This is a genomic window from Ruegeria sp. J8 (genome assembly GCF_056531925.1).
This window is the reverse complement of sequence record NZ_JBQFMR010000001.1, coordinates 671,469-689,252: the sequence shown is the minus strand read 5'-3', so window position 1 is coordinate 689,252 and position 17,784 is coordinate 671,469. Positions and strand designations below refer to the sequence as shown.

Here is a 17,784-nt window from a genome sequence, read left to right as displayed (position 1 = left end):
CATGAGGGCGATCCGGCGGACCATTGCTTTTGCGCTTGTTGGGGCCTTGGCTTCAACAGCGCAGGCAGCGCCGGAACAGTCATTGATTCCCGTGGCGCGGCCATCGGTCGAGCAGGTTGTTGGCCCCACAAAGCTTCGCCCCGTGTTGCGTCCTGTTTCAGCACAGGTTCTGGCCGTCGCTGCGCGCCCGACAGCGCTGCCGTTCCTGGGGCCGGACACATCCTTGATGCCTTATCTGCGCCCGAAAGCTCTGGAACAGGAGGCGCTGTTCAAGAAACGCAAGCTGCGCAAGGGTTCGGTCTGCGGGGATATCGACATTCAAGGCAAACCGGTGGGGCAGGTTCCGGGCAAGATCAAGGCCTGCGGGATCCAGGACGCGGTGCAGATTACTTCGGTCGCCGGCGTCAAACTCAGCCGCCCATCTACGATGGATTGCGGAACTGCCATTGCGCTGAACAAATGGGTCGACAAAACGGTCAAGCCAACCTTCAAGCGGCGCGGTCCGGTGGTCGAACTACAAGTCGCGGCCCATTACGCCTGCCGTACACGCAACAATCAAAAAGGCGCGCGAATATCCGAGCATGGCAAGGGGCGCGCGATTGATATCTCGGGTTTTCGAATGGCGGACGGAGAGCTGGTGACGGTTCTAAACGGCTGGCGCAAGAACCCGTCAAAGAAACAACTGACCAAAATCTGGCGCGGCGCGTGCGGGCCGTTTGGTACGGTGTTGGGGCCAAACTCGGACCGCTATCACCGGGATCATTTCCATCTGGACACGGCACGCCACAGACGCGGGCCGTATTGCCGTTAACGCAGAATAAGCCGTGGGGCCGGACCCAGAGGCAGGGGGCCGACCGCAACGAAGCCGTCCCTGAAATTTAACTGCAAATCCAACGCATTGGGGTTGCCGCCCAGTCCGGCCATGAAGTTCAGCGCGCGCGTCACCGGGTCCACGGCCTGATCAGGCAATGCGCCTGCCGCGTTGGCCATGGCGATCATATCTCGCCAGTTCTCGGCTTTGATGGCGATCTCTCCGTTGGGGATGCCTTGCGCGTCCACGTCCAGCTCTCCGGCAGCAAAAAGACGAAGGGCCCCCCATTTCATCTCGGCCAGCCGCAGATCAATTCTGGTGGGTTGCGGGCGACCCTGTTCCAGCGCGGACCGATCCCATGGCTTGTCGAACACGGTCGTCATGTCCAGTTCGAGCGTCTCAAAGGATTGCGGCAGAGTGGTGGCCGAGCGCATGAGCTCGCGCAAGTCGTCACCGGGGGTGAAACCGTCAATCCGGGCGCTGATGGCATAGGTCTCAGGGCTTGCTGTCTGCGCCATGATCAGCTGCAGCGTCTCGCCCGCCGCTTGCGCTTCTCCGTCGTCAGCGATTGACCACGACCCGGAAGTCAGCGCCATCTTCTCAAGCACCAGCGCAATACCGGGTTGCAGTTGCAACTCTGCCACCAAATCCGCCGCCGTGATGGTCGAGGTTTGGTCGAAATACGATAACCGCTGCGGCGTGTCGGCAAATCGCAGCATTTGCTGGCCGGGCCAGATGGCGGGGCTTTGGAATTCGATCCAATCCGCGCTCCAGGCGGTGCCGTTGACTGGATCGGCCAGCGCGGGATTGTCCAGACGGGTGACATGGTTGAACGGATACCCTGCGGTGGCGACCTGCGAATACTCAGCCTGCCAACCCCGGTCCTGTTGTCCGTCGAACCACGCAGTGATGGCATTGCGCAAGCCAAAACCGGCGACAAACCAATATGCGCTCCAGATCACAGTTATGACAATGACTAGCCGTATCAGCCCGCGCATGGCAGTTCGCCCTTTTTCCCGCACCTGAATTGATGTTTATAGGCGCAAACGGGCAAGGACCAGAGCTATGACGATGTGGGTATTCGGATATGGATCGCTGTTGTGGAATCCGGGGTTTCCCGTGGCCCGCAGCGCGCGTGCGACGTTGCACGGATATGCCCGATCCTTCTGCATGAGCTCGATCCACCATCGCGGGACCGAGGATCATCCCGGCCTTGTGCTGGCTTTGGACGAACAGGACAGCGCCCGATGCAAGGGTCTGGCCCTGTCGGTCGAGCCCGGTCACGAAGACCGCACCCTGCACGAGTTGCGCGAGCGTGAGCTCATTTCGTCAGCCTATGTTGAGAAGATGCTGGACGTGCATCTGGAAAGCGGCGAAACGGTCGAGGCCGTCACCTATGTGATCGAAAAAGACCACGTGCAATATTGCGGTGGAATGCCGCTTGAGGAACAGGCTCAGATCATCGCCCACGCCGTGGGCGGGCGCGGGCCGAACACCGAATACCTCTACAACACCGCCGAACATCTGGCCGAGATTGGCCTGCGCGACCCTGATCTTGAGTGGTTGGCGCAACGGGTGCGTAGCATTACCGCATAAACCCTTGGCGTCACCGGCGGATTTTCGCTAGATTCACTGTCAGAGCAGGTAAGAACCGGGAACCACGCGCATGGCGCAGGCACATCAGGGCGCGAGACCGCATTTCTCGCAACCCATTCGTCAGATCGTAACGATGCTGATCGCTATAGGTCTGGCGGGGGCGGGCGTGTTTATGGCGCTGCCCTATGTCTTGCCGGTCTTCTATGCCAACCCGTATCTCAATGGGTTTATCCTGCTGGTCTTTGCGATCGGTGTTCTGGCCTGTTTTCTTCAGGTAACACAGTTAATCGGCTCGGTCCGCTGGATCGAAGCTTTTGTCGGTGGCGTCGTCCGCGAAGATGCGCGCACCCCGCAATTGCTGGCGCCGCTTGCCTCGTTGCTGCGTGAACGTGGCGCGCGGTCTCAGATCAGTTCCAGTTCAACCAGGTCCATTCTGGACTCGGTGGCCGAGCGGATCGAGGAAGAGCGTGAGATCACGCGATATATCACCAACGTCCTGATTTACTTAGGCCTTCTGGGTACATTCTTCGGCCTCGCCACCACGGTCCCGGCCATTGTCGACACGATCCGCAGCCTTAACCCGCAAGAGGGCGAAGAGGGGCTGGCCGTGTTCAATCGCTTGATGGTTGGGCTTGAGGCGCAGTTGCAGGGCATGGGCGTGGCCTTTGGGTCCTCGTTGCTGGGTCTGGCCGGGTCGTTGATAGTCGGCTTGCTGGAGCTGTTTGCGGGCCATGGTCAGAACCGGTTCTACCGCGAGATGGAGGAATGGCTGTCCTCGATCACACGGGTCGGCTTTGCGCTGGGTGATGAAGGCAGCAGCGCAGAACTGGCCGTACTGTCCCCGGTGTTGGATACGATGTCAGAACAGATGGACGCCTTGCAGGACCTGTTCTCGGCACAGGAGGGGGATCGGGCCGAGCTGTCCGCCAAGCTGGGTCAGTTGGTGGACGTGATCACCGATATGAACCTGCGCCAATCCGAAAACGAAGGCGTCACCGCCGCGCTGGAACGCGTGGCGCTGGGACAGGATGCCCTGCTGGATCACATGCGCGAACAGGGCACCGGCGACGGGATCGACGCCGAAAGCCGGATGCGCCTGCGGTCGATGGATGTGCAACTGTTGCGCATCCTCGAAGAAATCTCGGCCGGTCGCCAGGAAAGCATGAGCGAGATGCGCAAGGATATCGAGCTGCTGGTCAAGGCCCTGACATTGCCGCGCGGTGCTGTACGCACGACGCCGGGCGGAGAATAAAAGATGGCCCTGTCCCGTCGCACAGGTCAACGGTTTCAGGGCTCGGTCTGGCCCGGCTTCGTGGATGCGATCACCGGGCTTTTGATGGTTTTGACCTTCGTTCTGACGATCTTCATGGTGGTTCAGTTCGTCCTGCGGGAAACGATTTCGGGGCAGGAAGACGAGCTGACAGCGCTGTCTGACGAAGTTGCCGCGTTGGCCGGCGCGCTGGGGTTGGAAGAACGCGAAAACAGCCGACTTGAAGCTCGGCTTGGGGCGCTGAACGCGACATTGTCTGAAACCGAAGATGAGTTGGCTCAGGCCGAAGATAGCCTTTCGGAGGCGCAATCGCGGATCACGGGTTTTGAGGCGCAGGTTGCGGCATTGCTGGCCGATCAGGATCGCGCGCAAGATGTCATAGCCTGGCTTGAAGCGGAACGGCAGGGGTTTCAGGACCAACAGGAACAGTTGCTATCGGATCAGGATGCGTTGAATCTTGCGCTTGCTCAAAGTCGCGCGGAGATTGACGCGCAAGCCGAGGCTGCACGGTTGGCTGCGGCCCGCCGCGAAGCACTGGAAGCTCTGGTTGCCGATTTGGAGCAAAGCGAAACTGCCCAGGCGGCGCTGATCACGGAACTTGAAGATCAACTTAACGCTGAAGAGGCCGCGCGACTGGCTGAGGCGGCGGCGGCTGAAAACCTGCGCGACCGATTGCAGAACGCCGATGCCGAACTGACTGCGATGACACTGGCGTTGGAAGCGCAGCGCAAAGAGGCCGAGGAAACGCTGACCCTTTTGGCTGCCGCCCAAGCCGCTCGTGCCGAGCTTGAGCGTCAATTTGGAGAGCTGAATACCGAAGAGCTTGAGGCGCAGTTGCAGGCTGCCCTTGCCGCACAAACTCAGGCGCAGACGGATGCACAGGAACAACGCACATTGGCCGAGGAGCGCGCTGCCCTGCTGGCCGTGGCCCGCGAAGCGATTTCGACTGAAAAAGAAGTATCTGAGCAGGCGCAGCGTCAAACCGCTTTGTTGAACCAGCAACTCGCTGCGCTGCGTCAACAATTGGGCGGGTTGCAGGCGCTGCTGGACGATTATGAAGAACGCAACGCCGCCGCCGATATCCGCATCCAAACGCTGGGGCAGGATCTTAACGCGGCTTTGGCCCGCGCGGCCTCGGAAGAACGTCGCCGCCGCCTGCTGGAAGAGGCCGAACGCGCCCGTCTGGAAGCTGAAGCCGAAGCTCTGTCAGGCCAGAATGAGGAACTGGCCGCGCAGGCCGAGGATTTGCAGCGCTATCGTTCTGAATTCTTCGGCAGATTGCGCGATGTTCTGGGGGATCAAGACGGGGTGCGGATCGAAGGGGATCGGTTCGTCTTTTCGTCCGAGGTTCTGTTTGACACCGGCTCGGCCGTGCTGTCGCCCGAAGGCCAACTCGAGGTCGCCAAAGTGGCCAACATCCTACGCAGCGTGGCCGCTGAAATCCCCGAAGGGCTGAACTGGGTCATTCGTGTCGACGGCCACACGGACAATGTCCCCCTCGCGGGGTCGGGGCGCTATCGCGACAACTGGGAACTGAGCCAGGGTCGCGCCCTGTCGGTGGTTCTGTATATGGTTGAGGCGCTGGGTATTCCGCCCAGCCGGCTTGCGGCAAACGGCTTTGGAGAGTTCCAGCCCGTCAATCCGGCCGACACACCCGAAGCACGGGCCCAGAACCGGCGCATCGAGCTGAAGCTGACGGAACGATAACTAGCGCTTTGCCTTGTGCTCAGCGACGCCCAAAGCGAAAGCTGTCGTCTGGCGTACCAGTGAAACACCGTGGGATGACCGGGTAGTTATCAGTTAGGAAATAGGCGTATGTTCCAGACGGATATTCGGGTGAGACCGTGATGCCTCCGTTGCATTCGTCCAGATTTCCGGTTCCTGCGCGGTAAACATAGTCCTCATTGAAGGTGCCATCAAAGTTTCCGTCTGGTGCGCTGCCTCCGGGTCGATTGCCGTTCTTCAGTTGGTAGGATGAGGACATTTGCGTCACGTTCCCATCCTCAATACCAGTCATCGCATAGATCGGGAAACCATCTGCGGCATATCCGACCAGAGGCGAATGTCGGGTCGGCGTGTATTCCAATAGTTCGATCAAGCCGGTCGGGATACCGTGATAGTGGTACTTTCCTCCGGGGAGAACATGGGCGTGGTTTTCATCAAGACCCAGCGAAATTGCACCGCCAAGTGCGTTGTAAGACCAACCCGATCTTGGATCTCCATTCCAGTATTCTGCCGCCAGCGGATCAAACACCACACCGTCTATCGACACGCCGAAATTCCAACCCAGCTCCAGAGGCTTAGGCATGCGACTTGGTTTTGGGCGCGCGGGTACGCTGAGATTGACTCGTTGCTCGGAAAGGCCGTGCGGGTTGCCTCGGTTTGGAAAGCGACCGACCAGATAGTCCGGTATTCCATTTGCGGAAACGCTTACGCGATTTTTGGCTTCGGTGAGATCAGCGTAACTGACCCCCGGATCAATCGTGGCCGGTTGCAGAATTAGTGGCCGCGTTGTCGTTTCATCTTGATAGCGAAACCTGTGTTGTGCGGTCGTTATTGTGGCGATCACGGCAAAGGTTAAGGAAGAGCCCCAAAGGACGGGGGGTTTAAGCATTCGACTCTCCAATTCGCTTCAACGGTGATTGTGAAACGTGCGCGAGAAGTCGTTCAGTCGAAAAACGCGCCCACGGGCGCGCAATCGTCTGGCGTTGATGCAAAATCGCCCGGATGCAGGTGCAACCGGGCGATCAATGTTTCTAAACGCTTGTGCAATCAGTCTGCTGTTAGCAGCGGCGGCTTGTCGCCCGGAATGCGGGGCTGATCGGGGCCCAGAATTTCCAGGTTCAGATCGCCTTTCTTAACCGAAACGCGAACCACACCACCCTTGGCCAACTTACCGAACAATAGCTCTTCAGCCAGAGGCTTCTTGATGTGTTCCTGGATCACCCGGCCCAGAGGGCGTGCGCCCATCTTGTCGTCATACCCTTTGTCCGCCAGCCATTCGGCGGCCTTGGGTGTCAGGTCAAAGGTCACATTGCGGTCCATCAACTGTGCTTCCAGTTGCAGGACGAATTTCTCGACCACTTGCAGGATGACCTCTTTCGGCAGCGGTGCGAAGGAAATCACCGCGTCCAGACGGTTGCGGAATTCCGGCGTAAAGGTCCGCTCAATCGCAGCCGTATCTTCACCTTCGCGGCGATCACGGCCAAAGCCGATCGCGGCCTTGGCCTGTTCCTGTGCACCCGCGTTCGAAGTCATGATCAGCACCACGTTGCGGAAATTCACCGTGCGACCGTTGTGATCGGTCAGCTCACCATGGTCCATCACCTGCAACAGGATGTTAAACACATCCGGGTGCGCCTTCTCGATCTCGTCCAGCAGCAGCACGCAATGCGGATGCTGGTCAACGCCGTCGGTCAACAGACCACCCTGATCGAACCCAACATAACCCGGAGGCGCACCGATCAGGCGAGAGACCGCGTGCTTCTCCATGTATTCCGACATGTCAAAGCGCAGCAGTTCAACACCCAGCGTATCGGCCAGCTGTTTCGCCACTTCGGTTTTGCCCACACCGGTCGGACCTGCGAACAGGTAATTGCCGATGGGCTTTTCAGGCTCACGCAGGCCAGCCCGCGCCAGTTTGATCGCGCTGGAAAGCGCGACAATGGCGTCGTCCTGACCGAAAACCACCCGTTTTAGCGAGGTCTCAAGGTCTTTCAGAACCTCGGCATCGTCCTTGGTGACGTTCTTGGGCGGGATGCGGGCGATCTTGGCAACCACGGCCTCGATCTCTTTCACGCCAATGGTTTTTCGGCGCTTGCTTTCCGCGACCAGATGCTGAGCTGCACCGGCTTCGTCAATCACGTCGATGGCCTTGTCAGGCAGCTTGCGGTCATTGATATAGCGTGCCGACAGTTCCACCGCCGTTTTGATCGCGTCCGCAGTATATTTGATCGCGTGATGTTCTTCGAAATAAGGTTTGAGGCCGCGCAGGATTTTCACGCTGTCTTCCACCGAAGGCTCATTCACATCAATTTTCTGGAACCTGCGGCTGAGCGCGCGGTCTTTTTCGAAGTGCTGACGGAACTCCTTGTATGTGGTCGAACCCATGGTGCGCAGCTTGCCACCCTGCAGTGCAGGTTTCAGCAAGTTCGACGCATCCATCGCGCCTCCCGATGTGGCGCCTGCGCCGATGACCGTGTGAATTTCGTCAATGAACAGCACCGCATCGGGATGCTCTTCCAACTCGGTCACAACCGCCTTCAGCCGTTCCTCGAAATCACCGCGATAGCGCGTACCGGCCAGCAGCGCGCCCATATCCAGCGAATAAATCGTTGTCTCGGACAGCACATCGGGGGCTTCGCCCGCGACGATTTTGTGCGCAAGACCTTCGGCAATAGCCGTTTTGCCCACGCCCGGATCGCCAACCAGCAACGGATTGTTTTTGCGGCGGCGGCAGAGCACCTGGATACAGCGCTCAACCTCGTCCGAGCGCCCAATCAGCGGATCAACGTCACCCGCGCGGGATTTGGTGTTCAGATCGACACAGTACTTTCCAAGAGCGCTTTCTTTTTGTTCGCCTTCGCCCGTGCCAGACTGCGGTTCCTCTTCAACCTGATCCGCGCCCGAAACCGAGCGGTTTTCGCCGTAAGCAGGGTCTTTAGCGACGCCGTGAGCGATGAAATTCACCGCGTCATAGCGTGTCATGTCCTGTTCCTGCAGGAAATAGGCTGCGTTGCTTTCACGTTCCGCGAAGATGGCGACCAGAACATTGGCGCCCGTCACCTCAGTCCGGCCAGAGCTTTGCACGTGGATCGCGGCGCGCTGGATCACGCGCTGGAAAGCGGCTGTTGGCACGGCTTCTGACCCGTCAATGTCGGTGACGAGGTTGGATAAATCTTCGTCAATGAATTCGACCAGAGTGCTACGCAAGTCCTCAAGATCAACGCTGCAGGCTTTCATGACGCGGATCGCATCCGGTTCTTCCAGCAGCGCCAAAAGCAGATGCTCCAGCGTGGCGAATTCGTGTCGCCGTTCGTTCGCTGCCGCAAGGGCCGCGTGAATGGCTTGTTCTAAAGTGCTCGAGAATGAAGGCACGCGGGTGCTCCTCTGTCTTGGGTCGGAAGGGGCGCGGGCTTTCGGCCGGATCCCCATCCCAACCATGTCCTCATACTATTAGAGTTTGGTTGATCATGGCCCGGCTTCAAGGGTTTTCTTTCACTTGACAGTCACATTTATTGTGACCGTGGCTGTGAAGTTGGGGAAATAGGCATCAAAAGCGGTCTTTTCTAGCCCGGATTTCCGCAAATACAGCCGCCGGATCCGCGCCCGCCATGCCCAGATGCGCCTGAATCGCCGGATCTGCGGCGCGCAGGAAAGGATTTGTTGCGTTTTCCAAAGCCAATGTCGAGGGCACCGTTGGTTCATTCGCTGCCCGCGCGCGGTCGATATCGGCAGCGCGGTCTTGCAGCGCAGCATTGTCCGGATCGACCGTCAGGGCAAACTTGGCGTTCGATTGTGTATATTCGTGACCTGAACACACTATAGTGTCGTCGGGCAGGGCGGCCAATTTCGACAGGGAGGCCCACATTTGAGGCGCTGTGCCTTCGAACAGACGCCCGCAGCCGAGGGCCATCAGGCTGTCTGCGGTAAAAACGGCAGCACTTTGGGGCATGTAAAACGCGATATGTCCGACCGTATGGCCTGAGACATCCAACACCTGAACTTGCTCTCCGCCCAGTTCAAACGTATCGCCATCGCTGACATGTTGATCCAACGGTGGCAAGCGGTGCGCGTCGGCAGCGGCCCCGATCACTTTGGCGGTGTGCTTTTCCAGAATGGCCGGCAAGTCGTCCACATGGTCATAGTGGTGATGAGTCAACAACACGTGGCTGAGCGTCCAGCCGCGCCGGTCCAGCTCGGCCAGAATGGGTCCTGCTTCGGGCGCGTCGATCAAAGCGGTGTTGCCGCTTGCGGCGTCATGCGCCAGAAAAGCGTAGTTATCGCTGAGACATGGAATGGTGACGATTTCAAGAGGCATGGCCTTTTGCCCTTTCGTTGCTAGACTGCGCCGAAGCTAAGCCGATTGACCGGGTGTCCGCAATGCATCTTGATGTGCAGGATCTGAGGAATTTCTACTACCGCAGCACATTGGGGCGTGCGGCGCAGGCGGCGATCCGGGGCCGGTTGATCGAACAATGGCCCGAAGCCAAAGGCCAGACAGTCGCCGGGTTTGGCTTTGCCGTACCCTTGCTGCGCCCTTACCTGGCAGATGCCCGGCGGGTGATTGGGCTGATGCCTGGGCCGCAAGGCGTTATGCCGTGGCCTGCGGGGATGCCCAATGTCTCGGTCCTGACGGAAGAGACGATGTGGCCAATAGAGACCGGGCACGTGGACAAGCTGGTGGTGATGCACGGGCTTGAGACCTCGCAGCGGCCAAGCGAACTGTTAAATGAATGCTGGCGGGTTCTGGGCCCCGGTGGGCGCGCGTTCTTTATTGTGCCCAACCGCGCGGGATTGTGGTCACGGACGGATCGGACGCCGTTTGGCTTTGGACGTCCGTATTCAGCATCGCAGCTAGAAAACCAGCTCCGGGCGCATCATTTTGAACCGGAAAGCCATTGCTCAGCATTGTATTTGCCTCCCTCGTTCCGGCGGTTCTGGCTCAAGTCGGGCAATCTGATTGAAAAGACGGGCCAGCGGATACCCACCGTCATGGCTGGAGGTGTTCTGATGGTCGAAGCAACAAAGCATATTCGACCCCCAAGCGGCAGCGTCACCAAGGATCCTGTCCGTCGTCCGATCAAGGCACTAGACGGTCTGTTGAAGCCCGCCTAACTCTTGCTTGCTTTTACGCCACGTCAAAGCGGGAAAACGCGGCAAAAACGCCTCAGGAATCGCAAAAACCTACACATTCGTAACATTTTTCGCCCCTTGCAGCCGGACAAAAGGGTCGCACCCTGTGTAACTATTTGAAATCAAACACTTTGTGGATAAAGTCACCCCCGTGATAATATGTTGCTAGCTGGGTTCGGCTCTGCTACATCCCCGGTGATTTTGATCCCCGCCCTAAAAGGACGGGGTTTCCTCACGCCCCAAGGTAGCGGCCGCTACCCGAAATCGGGGCCTCAAATATCGGAAGGGTGGACGTGTCCGAACCAGCTTCGATTTCCACAGGCATCGCCGAGCGCTATGCCACCGCGATCTTCGAGATCGCGAAAGAGAATAAAGACCTCGCAGGTCTGGAGACCGGAATTAACGATCTGGCAGCAGCATTGGGCGACAGCGCCGAACTGCGTAACCTGATCGCTTCGCCTCTGGTTTCGCGCGCCGAACAGGAAGGCGCCATTACCGCAATCGCCGACAAAATGGGCCTGAACGCCATCCTGCGCAACACGCTGGGCCTGATGGCACAAAAACGCCGCCTGTTTGTCGTACCGCAGCTGGTGCAGGTTCTGCGCGACATGCTGGCCGAAGAGCGTGGCGAAGTGACTGCCGATGTTGCCTCGGCCAAAGCGCTGACCAAGACACAGATGGAAAAACTGTCCAAGACGCTGTCCGAGCGTGTGGGCAAGACCGTAACAATCAATGCGACCGTTGATGAAAGCCTCATCGGCGGTCTTGTCGTTAAAGTGGGCTCGAAGATGATCGACAGTTCGATCCGTTCGAAGCTGAACTCCCTACAGAATGCAATGAAAGAGGTCGGATAAATGGGAATCCAAGCTGCAGAGATTTCTGCAATCCTGAAGGACCAGATCAAGAATTTTGGTCAGGAAGCCGAAGTGGCCGAGATCGGCCGCGTGCTGAGCGTCGGTGACGGGATTGCCCGTGTATACGGCCTGGACAATGTGCAAGCCGGTGAGATGGTCGAATTCCCCGGTGGCATCATGGGCATGGCCCTGAACCTGGAAAGCGACAACGTCGGTGTCGTTATCTTCGGTTCCGACCGTGACATCAAAGAAGGTGACACAGTCAAGCGCACCAACTCGATCGTGGACGTTCCGATCGGTGACGAGCTGCTGGGCCGCGTTGTTGACGGTCTGGGCAACCCGCTGGACGGCAAAGGCCCGATCAATGCCTCCAAGCGTGGCGTTGCTGACGTCAAAGCCCCCGGCATCATCCCGCGTAAATCGGTGCACGAGCCGATGGCAACTGGCCTGAAATCGGTTGACGCGATGATCCCGATCGGCCGTGGCCAGCGTGAGCTGATCATTGGCGACCGTCAGACCGGTAAAACCGCCGTTGCTCTGGACACCATCCTGAACCAGAAAGTCTACAACGACGCAGCAGGCGACGACGAGTCGAAGAAACTGTACTGCATCTACGTGGCTGTTGGTCAGAAGCGTTCGACCGTTGCACAGCTGGTGAAGAAACTGGAAGAATCCGGCGCGATTGAATACTCGATCGTTGTGGCCGCAACCGCGTCCGACCCGGCGCCGATGCAGTTCCTGGCGCCTTACTCGGCGACTGCGATGGCCGAATACTTCCGCGACAACGGCCGCCACGCGCTGATTATCTATGATGACCTGTCGAAACAGGCTGTGTCCTATCGTCAGATGTCCCTGCTGCTGCGTCGTCCGCCCGGACGTGAAGCCTATCCTGGCGACGTTTTCTACCTCCACTCGCGTCTGCTGGAGCGTTCGGCGAAGCTGAACGAAGACTTTGGTGCAGGCTCGCTGACCGCTCTGCCGGTTATCGAAACGCAAGGTGGTGACGTTTCGGCGTTTATTCCGACCAACGTGATCTCGATCACCGACGGTCAGATCTTTCTGGAAACCGAACTGTTCTATCAGGGTATCCGCCCTGCTGTGAACACCGGTCTGTCGGTTTCGCGCGTGGGCTCCTCGGCTCAGACTGACGCGATGAAATCGGTTGCCGGTCCGGTGAAACTGGAGCTGGCTCAGTACCGCGAAATGGCTGCGTTTGCGCAGTTCGGTTCCGACCTTGATGCCGCAACTCAGCAGCTGCTGAACCGTGGTGCGCGCCTGACCGAGCTGATGAAACAACCGCAGTACTCGCCGCTGACAAACGCGGAAATCGTCTGCGTTATCTTTGCAGGCACCAACGGCTACCTCGACAAGATCGACGTATCTGATGTTGGCCGCTACGAGGCCGGTCTGCTGTCGCACCTGCGCGGCAAGCATGCTGACCTGCTGAAGTGGATCACCGACGAAGATCCGAAGATCAAAGGTGACGCAGCAGACAAACTCAAGGCAGCGATCGACGAATACGCCGCGACCTTCGCTTGATAGGGGGTTCCGATGCCTAGTCTGAAGGACCTTAAAAACAGGATCGAGTCGGTCAAGTCGACCCGCAAGATCACCAAGGCCATGCAGATGGTCGCGGCTGCAAAACTGCGCCGCGCCCAGGAATCTGCTGAAGCCTCACGCCCTTATGCCGAGCGGTTCAATGCCGTGATGGCGGGGCTGGCGGCTTCGGTCGGGGGCAGCGACAGCGCCCCCAAGCTGCTCCGAGGTACGGGCAGCGATGATGTCCATCTGCTGGTTGTGATGACAGCTGAACGCGGCCTGTGTGGCGGCTTCAACTCGAACATAGCCAAGCTGGCCCGCCAAAAGGCGGAAGAGCTGCGCGGCAAAGGCAAGACGGTCAAGGTTCTGACCGTTGGCAAGAAAGGCCGCGACGCGCTCAAGCGCGATTTGGGCGATCTGTTCGTTGGACATGTCGATCTTAGCGAGGTCAAGCGCATTGGCTACACCAACGCGCAAGACATCGCCAAGGACGTACTGTCACGCTTTGATGGGGCTGAGTTCGATGTTGCCACGATCTTCTACTCGAAGTTCGTCAACGTTGTGACCCAGATCCCGACGGCACAGCAAATCATCCCCGCCTCGTTCGAGGACGACGCGGCAGGTGACGACAGCGGTGCCATTTTCGACTATGAGCCCAGCGAAGAGGCTATCCTGGCCGACCTGCTGCCCAAGGGGGTTGCAACCGCGATCTTCTCGGCTCTGCTCGAAAACGGAGCGTCTGAACAGGGGGCACGGATGTCCGCGATGGACAACGCGACGCGCAACGCGGGTGAGATGATCGACAAGCTGACGATCCAGTTCAACCGCTCGCGTCAGGCCGTGATCACCAACGAGCTGATTGAAATTATTTCCGGCGCCGAAGCGCTGTAGAGACATACCGGAGACGAAACATGGCGAATGCAAAAGGCAAAGTCACACAGATCATCGGGGCCGTCGTCGACGTGCAGTTCGATGACGCACTGCCTGAAATTCTGAACGCGCTGGAAACCACCAACAACGGCAAACGCCTGGTGTTGGAAGTTGCTCAGCACCTGGGTGAAAACACCGTCCGTACCATCGCGATGGATGCGACCGAAGGTCTGGTCCGTGGCGAAGTTGTGACCGACACCGGCGCACCGATCTCGGTTCCGGTTGGCAACGCCACCCTTGGCCGCATCCTGAACGTGGTCGGCGAGCCGATCGACGAAAAAGGCGACGTTGTTGCGTCGGAAACCCGCGCAATCCACCAGCCCGCACCTGAGTTCGCGGAACAGTCGACCGAGTCGGAAATCCTTGTGACCGGCATCAAGGTTGTTGACCTGCTGGCTCCTTACGCCAAAGGCGGTAAAATTGGCCTCTTCGGTGGCGCGGGCGTTGGTAAAACCGTTCTGATCATGGAACTGATCAACAACATCGCAAAAGTGCACTCGGGCTTCTCGGTATTCGCGGGTGTTGGTGAACGGACCCGTGAAGGGAACGACCTGTACCACGAAATGATCGAATCCAACGTCATCAAGCCCGACAATCTGTCGGAATCGCAGGTGGCCCTGGTCTACGGTCAGATGAACGAACCTCCGGGTGCGCGTGCGCGTGTTGCTTTGACCGGTCTGACCCTGGCCGAGCAGTTCCGCGACCAGTCCGGTACCGACGTTCTTTTCTTCGTCGACAACATCTTCCGCTTCACGCAAGCGGGCTCCGAGGTTTCGGCTCTGCTGGGTCGTATTCCTTCGGCGGTGGGCTACCAGCCGACGCTGGCCACCGACATGGGCGCCCTGCAGGAACGCATCACCTCGACCAAGTCGGGCTCGATCACCTCGGTGCAGGCCATCTACGTTCCCGCGGACGACTTGACCGACCCCGCGCCGGCAACATCGTTTGCTCACTTGGACGCAACCACCGTTCTTAACCGTGCGATCTCGGAAAAGGGTATCTACCCGGCTGTTGACCCGCTCGACTCGTCCTCGCGTCTTCTGGACCCGGCCATCGTTGGTGAAGAGCACTACGCGGTTGCAACCGACGTTCAGCAGATCCTCCAGCGCTATAAGTCGCTTCAGGACATCATCGCCATCCTCGGTATGGACGAACTGTCGGAAGAAGACAAACTGACCGTTGCCCGTGCCCGTAAGATCGAACGCTTCCTGTCGCAGCCGTTCGACGTGGCCGAGGTTTTCACCGGTTCGCCGGGCGTTCAGGTTCCTCTGGATGTCACCATCTCGTCGTTCAAAGCCGTTGTGGCTGGCGAATATGATCACCTGCCCGAAGCGGCCTTCCTGATGGTTGGTGGCATCGACGAAGTGATCGCCAAAGCGGAAAAGATGGCCGCAGAAGCCGCCTAAGGAGTATCCCTGATGGCAAACACGATGCAATTCGACCTCGTCAGCCCAGAGCGGAGCCTTGCTTCGCTTGAGGCCACCGCGGTCCAGCTACCCGGCGCGGACGGGGACATGACGGCAATGCCCGATCATGCCCCCACCATCACCACGCTACGCCCCGGTCTGCTGAAGGTTGAGGCACCTGCCGGAGCCAGCGAATACCTGGTCACTGGCGGGTTTGCCCAGATCAACGGCGACGGCCTGTCGGTTCTGGCTGAAAAAGCCATACCGGTTGCCGAAGTGACCCGGTCGCATCTGGATGACCTGATCGCTGAAGCCCGCGCCTCGCACGAGGCCGCAAAGGCCGGGGACGATCAGTCCATCGTTGACGATGCAGCCAAACTGCTTGCCGACATGGAAGCGCTTGGGACGCATATGAGCCTGTAACGGCTTGTTGCAAATGGATCATTCGAAACGGCCTCGCAATGCGGGGCCGTTTTTTTGTCGTGATTTGCTTGAAGTCTCAGATTAAGTTTTCAGTGTAAATGGTTATAGACGATAAAGATGAAGACATTTCGCACCCACCCGATTGGTATCGACCAAGGCGAGACTGTACTGTTTTCCGAATTTTCCAATGGCGGGGACATGTGGACAGGCAACGGAACCCGAGAACGGCGCGCGGCTGTTACGTTCAGCCAGCCGTTCAGGACCACGCCAGCGGTTCAGGTTGGCATATCCCTATGGGATGTGGACACAACCACCGCCCTGCGCGCCGAGGTCAAGGCCGAGGATATCTCAGCCGAAGGCTTCAGCGCCGTTTTCCGCACTTGGTCAGACACCCGCATCGCGCGGATCAGGATGTCCTGGACAGCGATCGGAGAGGTGGCGCATGAGGATGACTGGGACATCTCCTAGCCATCCGACGTTTCAGGATTCGATCATGTCCACCCGTGTTGCGTGACGGCCGCCTTCGAAATCGGCTCCAAGGAAAGCATCCACGATATCCAGCGCCTGACCTTCACCTACGACGCGTGCACCGATGGACAGCATGTTGGCGTCGTTATGCTGGCGGATCATCCGGGCTGAGAACGCGTCGGAACACACACCGCAGCGAATGCCGGGGACCTTGTTCGCCGCCATCATGATGCCCTGTCCCGTGCCGCAAAGGATGATACCCAGTGCGCAATCACCCGAGGCAACGGCGTCAGCGGCGGCTTTGCCGTGGATCGGATAATGCGTGCTCTCAGGTGTTTGAGGGCCGATATCCATGACCTCCCATCCTTGGTCCGCGATATGTTTGGCAACCGCTTGGCGCAGCTCGATGGCGGCGTGGTCGCTGGAAAGAACGATGCGTTTGGGGGCTGTCACGGAAAGCTCCTGCCTTAGAGGGGTCACGAAAAAGGGCGGCTGCAAGGCCGCCCGTTCAGATCAGTCCATGTGGTACATGGATTCGTAGATCGGGGTCAGGGTCTTGTCCTCGAACAGCGACGAGACCGAGGTGCCGTTCCAAATGTTCAGGATCGCCTGCGTAAAGATGGGCGCTGTCGGAACAATGCGGATATTTTTGGCTTTGGCGACTTCTTTGGTGGGTTGGATTGTGTCGGTCAGAACCAGTGATTTCATCACCGAGTTTGTCACACGCTCAACCGCCGGGCCGCTCATGACACCGTGGGTGATATAGGAATGCACCTCTTTCGCGCCGTTATCCAGCAGCACTTGAGCCGCCTTGCAAAGGGTTCCGGCAGTATCGCACATGTCGTCCACGATCAGGCAGATCTTGTCTTTGACGTCGCCAATGACGGTCATCTCAGCCACTTCGCCGGCCTTCTCGCGCCGCTTATCCACGATCGACAGCGGCGCTTCGATCCGCTTGGCCAATTCACGCGCGCGGGCCACACCGCCCACATCGGGTGAGACCACCATGATCTCATCCATCTGGTCCTTGAACTGGTTTTTCACATCCAGCGCGAAGATCGGTGAGGCATAAAGGTTGTCCACCGGGATATCAAAGAACCCCTGAATCTGGGCAGCGTGCAGGTCCATCGTCAGAACCCGCTCGATCCCGGCGCCGGTCAGCATGTTGGCAACCAGCTTGGCGGAAATCGGCGTGCGCGCCTTGGTGCGACGGTCCTGACGGGCATAGCCGAAATAAGGGATCACGGCAGTGATCCGCTGCGCGGATGAGCGGCGCAGCGCGTCGGCGATGATCAGCAGTTCCATCAGGTTATCGTTTGCCGGGTTCGAAGTCGGCTGGACGATGAACATATCCTCGCCGCGTACATTCTCGAACACTTCGACGAAAATCTCGCCGTCGTTAAAACGTTCGACCCGCGCGTCAACCAACCCCTGGTCAACGCCGCGATACAGGCTCATGCGGCGTGCAATGGTCTGGGCAAGCGGAAGATTGGCGTTCCCAGCGATCAGCTTGGGTTCGTTGAGTGTCGGCATCGGCTGAGGTCCCCGGGCAGCAAAGGCTAATGTGACAGATTCGTGATGTTGACACCGCTTAGCATGGCCTTACCGTCTCGCAAAGATAACGCAGCGGAG

At 58.8% G+C, this 17,784-nt stretch carries 17 protein-coding genes; 11 read left to right on the top strand and 6 right to left on the bottom strand.

The window, feature by feature from the left end; genetic code table 11:
• Position 1 precedes the first annotated feature (1 nt).
• Complete coding sequence (locus tag ACR0L1_RS03320) at positions 2-811, top strand: extensin-like domain-containing protein (RefSeq protein ID WP_480857117.1); 810 nt, start codon at positions 2-4, stop codon at positions 809-811.
• Here the strand turns inward: ACR0L1_RS03320 and ACR0L1_RS03315 are convergent.
• Positions 808-1,809 (bottom strand): DUF2125 domain-containing protein, encoded by a 1,002-nt coding sequence (locus tag ACR0L1_RS03315; protein ID WP_480503312.1) that lies wholly within the window; start codon positions 1,807-1,809, stop codon positions 808-810. The genes ACR0L1_RS03320 and ACR0L1_RS03315 overlap by 4 nt on opposite strands.
• A 67-nt stretch (positions 1,810-1,876) precedes the next feature.
• Between ACR0L1_RS03315 and ACR0L1_RS03310 the strand changes: the two genes are divergently transcribed.
• The 3 genes from ACR0L1_RS03310 (at position 1,877) to ACR0L1_RS03300 (ending at position 5,384) form a co-directional block, all read left to right on the top strand.
• Positions 1,877-2,407, top strand: a complete 531-nt coding sequence (locus tag ACR0L1_RS03310; protein ID WP_480857114.1) for a gamma-glutamylcyclotransferase — start codon at positions 1,877-1,879, stop codon at positions 2,405-2,407.
• A gap of 70 nt (positions 2,408-2,477) precedes the next feature.
• Positions 2,478-3,659: a biopolymer transporter ExbB gene (locus ACR0L1_RS03305; RefSeq protein ID WP_480857112.1), complete on the top strand. Its 1,182-nt coding sequence runs from the start codon at positions 2,478-2,480 to the stop codon at positions 3,657-3,659.
• 3 nt (positions 3,660-3,662) lie between these two features.
• Positions 3,663-5,384, top strand: coding sequence for a peptidoglycan -binding protein (locus ACR0L1_RS03300; RefSeq protein ID WP_480857110.1), 1,722 nt, complete (start codon positions 3,663-3,665; stop codon positions 5,382-5,384).
• Positions 5,385-5,403: 19 nt separating this feature from the next.
• On the opposite strand, the gene ACR0L1_RS03295 is transcribed toward ACR0L1_RS03300, so the two are convergent.
• The 3 genes from ACR0L1_RS03295 to gloB all read right to left on the bottom strand — a co-directional run bounded on the left by ACR0L1_RS03295 (position 5,404) and on the right by gloB (position 9,717).
• Positions 5,404-6,291 (bottom strand): YHYH protein, encoded by an 888-nt coding sequence (locus ACR0L1_RS03295; protein ID WP_480857108.1) that lies wholly within the window; start codon positions 6,289-6,291, stop codon positions 5,404-5,406.
• Between the two features lie 158 nt (positions 6,292-6,449).
• Positions 6,450-8,774 (bottom strand): ATP-dependent Clp protease ATP-binding subunit ClpA, encoded by a 2,325-nt coding sequence (gene clpA, locus ACR0L1_RS03290; protein ID WP_170783775.1) that lies wholly within the window; start codon positions 8,772-8,774, stop codon positions 6,450-6,452.
• A gap of 175 nt (positions 8,775-8,949) precedes the next feature.
• Complete coding sequence (gene gloB, locus ACR0L1_RS03285; protein ID WP_480857106.1) at positions 8,950-9,717, bottom strand: hydroxyacylglutathione hydrolase; 768 nt, start codon at positions 9,715-9,717, stop codon at positions 8,950-8,952.
• A gap of 62 nt (positions 9,718-9,779) precedes the next feature.
• Between gloB and ACR0L1_RS03280 the strand changes: the two genes are divergently transcribed.
• The 7 genes from ACR0L1_RS03280 (at position 9,780) to ACR0L1_RS03250 (ending at position 16,152) form a co-directional block, all read left to right on the top strand.
• Positions 9,780-10,514: a class I SAM-dependent methyltransferase gene (locus tag ACR0L1_RS03280; protein ID WP_170768995.1), complete on the top strand. Its 735-nt coding sequence runs from the start codon at positions 9,780-9,782 to the stop codon at positions 10,512-10,514.
• 311 nt (positions 10,515-10,825) lie between these two features.
• The gene (locus tag ACR0L1_RS03275; protein ID WP_170352320.1) at positions 10,826-11,386 is read left to right on the top strand and encodes a F0F1 ATP synthase subunit delta; all 561 of its coding nucleotides are present in this window, start codon (positions 10,826-10,828) and stop codon (positions 11,384-11,386) included.
• Positions 11,387-12,925 (top strand): F0F1 ATP synthase subunit alpha, encoded by a 1,539-nt coding sequence (atpA, locus tag ACR0L1_RS03270; RefSeq protein WP_170788158.1) that lies wholly within the window; start codon positions 11,387-11,389, stop codon positions 12,923-12,925.
• 12 nt (positions 12,926-12,937) lie between these two features.
• Positions 12,938-13,816 carry a F0F1 ATP synthase subunit gamma gene (locus tag ACR0L1_RS03265; RefSeq protein WP_170788159.1) on the top strand — a complete coding sequence of 293 codons (879 nt, stop codon included), beginning with the start codon at positions 12,938-12,940 and terminating at the stop codon, positions 13,814-13,816.
• A gap of 20 nt (positions 13,817-13,836) precedes the next feature.
• On the top strand, positions 13,837-15,261 hold the full coding sequence (gene atpD, locus ACR0L1_RS03260) for a F0F1 ATP synthase subunit beta (RefSeq protein WP_170783779.1): 1,425 nt from the start codon (positions 13,837-13,839) through the stop codon (positions 15,259-15,261).
• A gap of 12 nt (positions 15,262-15,273) precedes the next feature.
• Positions 15,274-15,684 carry a F0F1 ATP synthase subunit epsilon gene (locus ACR0L1_RS03255; RefSeq protein ID WP_170768998.1) on the top strand — a complete coding sequence of 137 codons (411 nt, stop codon included), beginning with the start codon at positions 15,274-15,276 and terminating at the stop codon, positions 15,682-15,684.
• Between the two features lie 117 nt (positions 15,685-15,801).
• Complete coding sequence (locus ACR0L1_RS03250; protein ID WP_170788160.1) at positions 15,802-16,152, top strand: H-type lectin domain-containing protein; 351 nt, start codon at positions 15,802-15,804, stop codon at positions 16,150-16,152.
• A 12-nt stretch (positions 16,153-16,164) separates the two neighbouring features.
• Here the strand turns inward: ACR0L1_RS03250 and rpiB are convergent, their stop codons facing one another.
• Both rpiB and ACR0L1_RS03240 read right to left on the bottom strand, forming a co-directional pair.
• Positions 16,165-16,605 carry a ribose 5-phosphate isomerase B gene (gene rpiB, locus ACR0L1_RS03245; protein ID WP_170769000.1) on the bottom strand — a complete coding sequence of 147 codons (441 nt, stop codon included), beginning with the start codon at positions 16,603-16,605 and terminating at the stop codon, positions 16,165-16,167.
• A 60-nt stretch (positions 16,606-16,665) separates the two neighbouring features.
• Positions 16,666-17,685, bottom strand: coding sequence for a ribose-phosphate pyrophosphokinase (locus tag ACR0L1_RS03240; RefSeq protein WP_170753405.1), 1,020 nt, complete (start codon positions 17,683-17,685; stop codon positions 16,666-16,668).
• Between the last annotated feature and the right edge of the window lie 99 nt (positions 17,686-17,784).

Bases quoted from the DNA above. Each gene is read 5' to 3' on its own strand.
- ACR0L1_RS03320 (WP_480857117.1), top strand. From the start codon at position 2: ATGAGGGCGATCCGGCGGACCATTGCTTTTGCGCTTGTTGGGGCCTTG.
- ACR0L1_RS03315 (WP_480503312.1), bottom strand. From the start codon at position 1,809: ATGCGCGGGCTGATACGGCTAGTCATTGTCATAACTGTGATCTGGAGC.
- gloB (WP_480857106.1), bottom strand. From the start codon at position 9,717: ATGCCTCTTGAAATCGTCACCATTCCATGTCTCAGCGATAACTACGCT.
- ACR0L1_RS03305 (WP_480857112.1), top strand. From the start codon at position 2,478: ATGGCGCAGGCACATCAGGGCGCGAGACCGCATTTCTCGCAACCCATT.
- ACR0L1_RS03240 (WP_170753405.1), bottom strand. From the start codon at position 17,685: ATGCCGACACTCAACGAACCCAAGCTGATCGCTGGGAACGCCAATCTT.
- ACR0L1_RS03300 (WP_480857110.1), top strand. From the start codon at position 3,663: ATGGCCCTGTCCCGTCGCACAGGTCAACGGTTTCAGGGCTCGGTCTGG.
- ACR0L1_RS03265 (WP_170788159.1), top strand. From the start codon at position 12,938: ATGCCTAGTCTGAAGGACCTTAAAAACAGGATCGAGTCGGTCAAGTCG.
- atpA (WP_170788158.1), top strand. From the start codon at position 11,387: ATGGGAATCCAAGCTGCAGAGATTTCTGCAATCCTGAAGGACCAGATC.
- ACR0L1_RS03250 (WP_170788160.1), top strand. From the start codon at position 15,802: ATGAAGACATTTCGCACCCACCCGATTGGTATCGACCAAGGCGAGACT.
- atpD (WP_170783779.1), top strand. From the start codon at position 13,837: ATGGCGAATGCAAAAGGCAAAGTCACACAGATCATCGGGGCCGTCGTC.
- ACR0L1_RS03255 (WP_170768998.1), top strand. From the start codon at position 15,274: ATGGCAAACACGATGCAATTCGACCTCGTCAGCCCAGAGCGGAGCCTT.
- ACR0L1_RS03280 (WP_170768995.1), top strand. From the start codon at position 9,780: ATGCATCTTGATGTGCAGGATCTGAGGAATTTCTACTACCGCAGCACA.
- ACR0L1_RS03310 (WP_480857114.1), top strand. From the start codon at position 1,877: ATGACGATGTGGGTATTCGGATATGGATCGCTGTTGTGGAATCCGGGG.
- ACR0L1_RS03295 (WP_480857108.1), bottom strand. From the start codon at position 6,291: ATGCTTAAACCCCCCGTCCTTTGGGGCTCTTCCTTAACCTTTGCCGTG.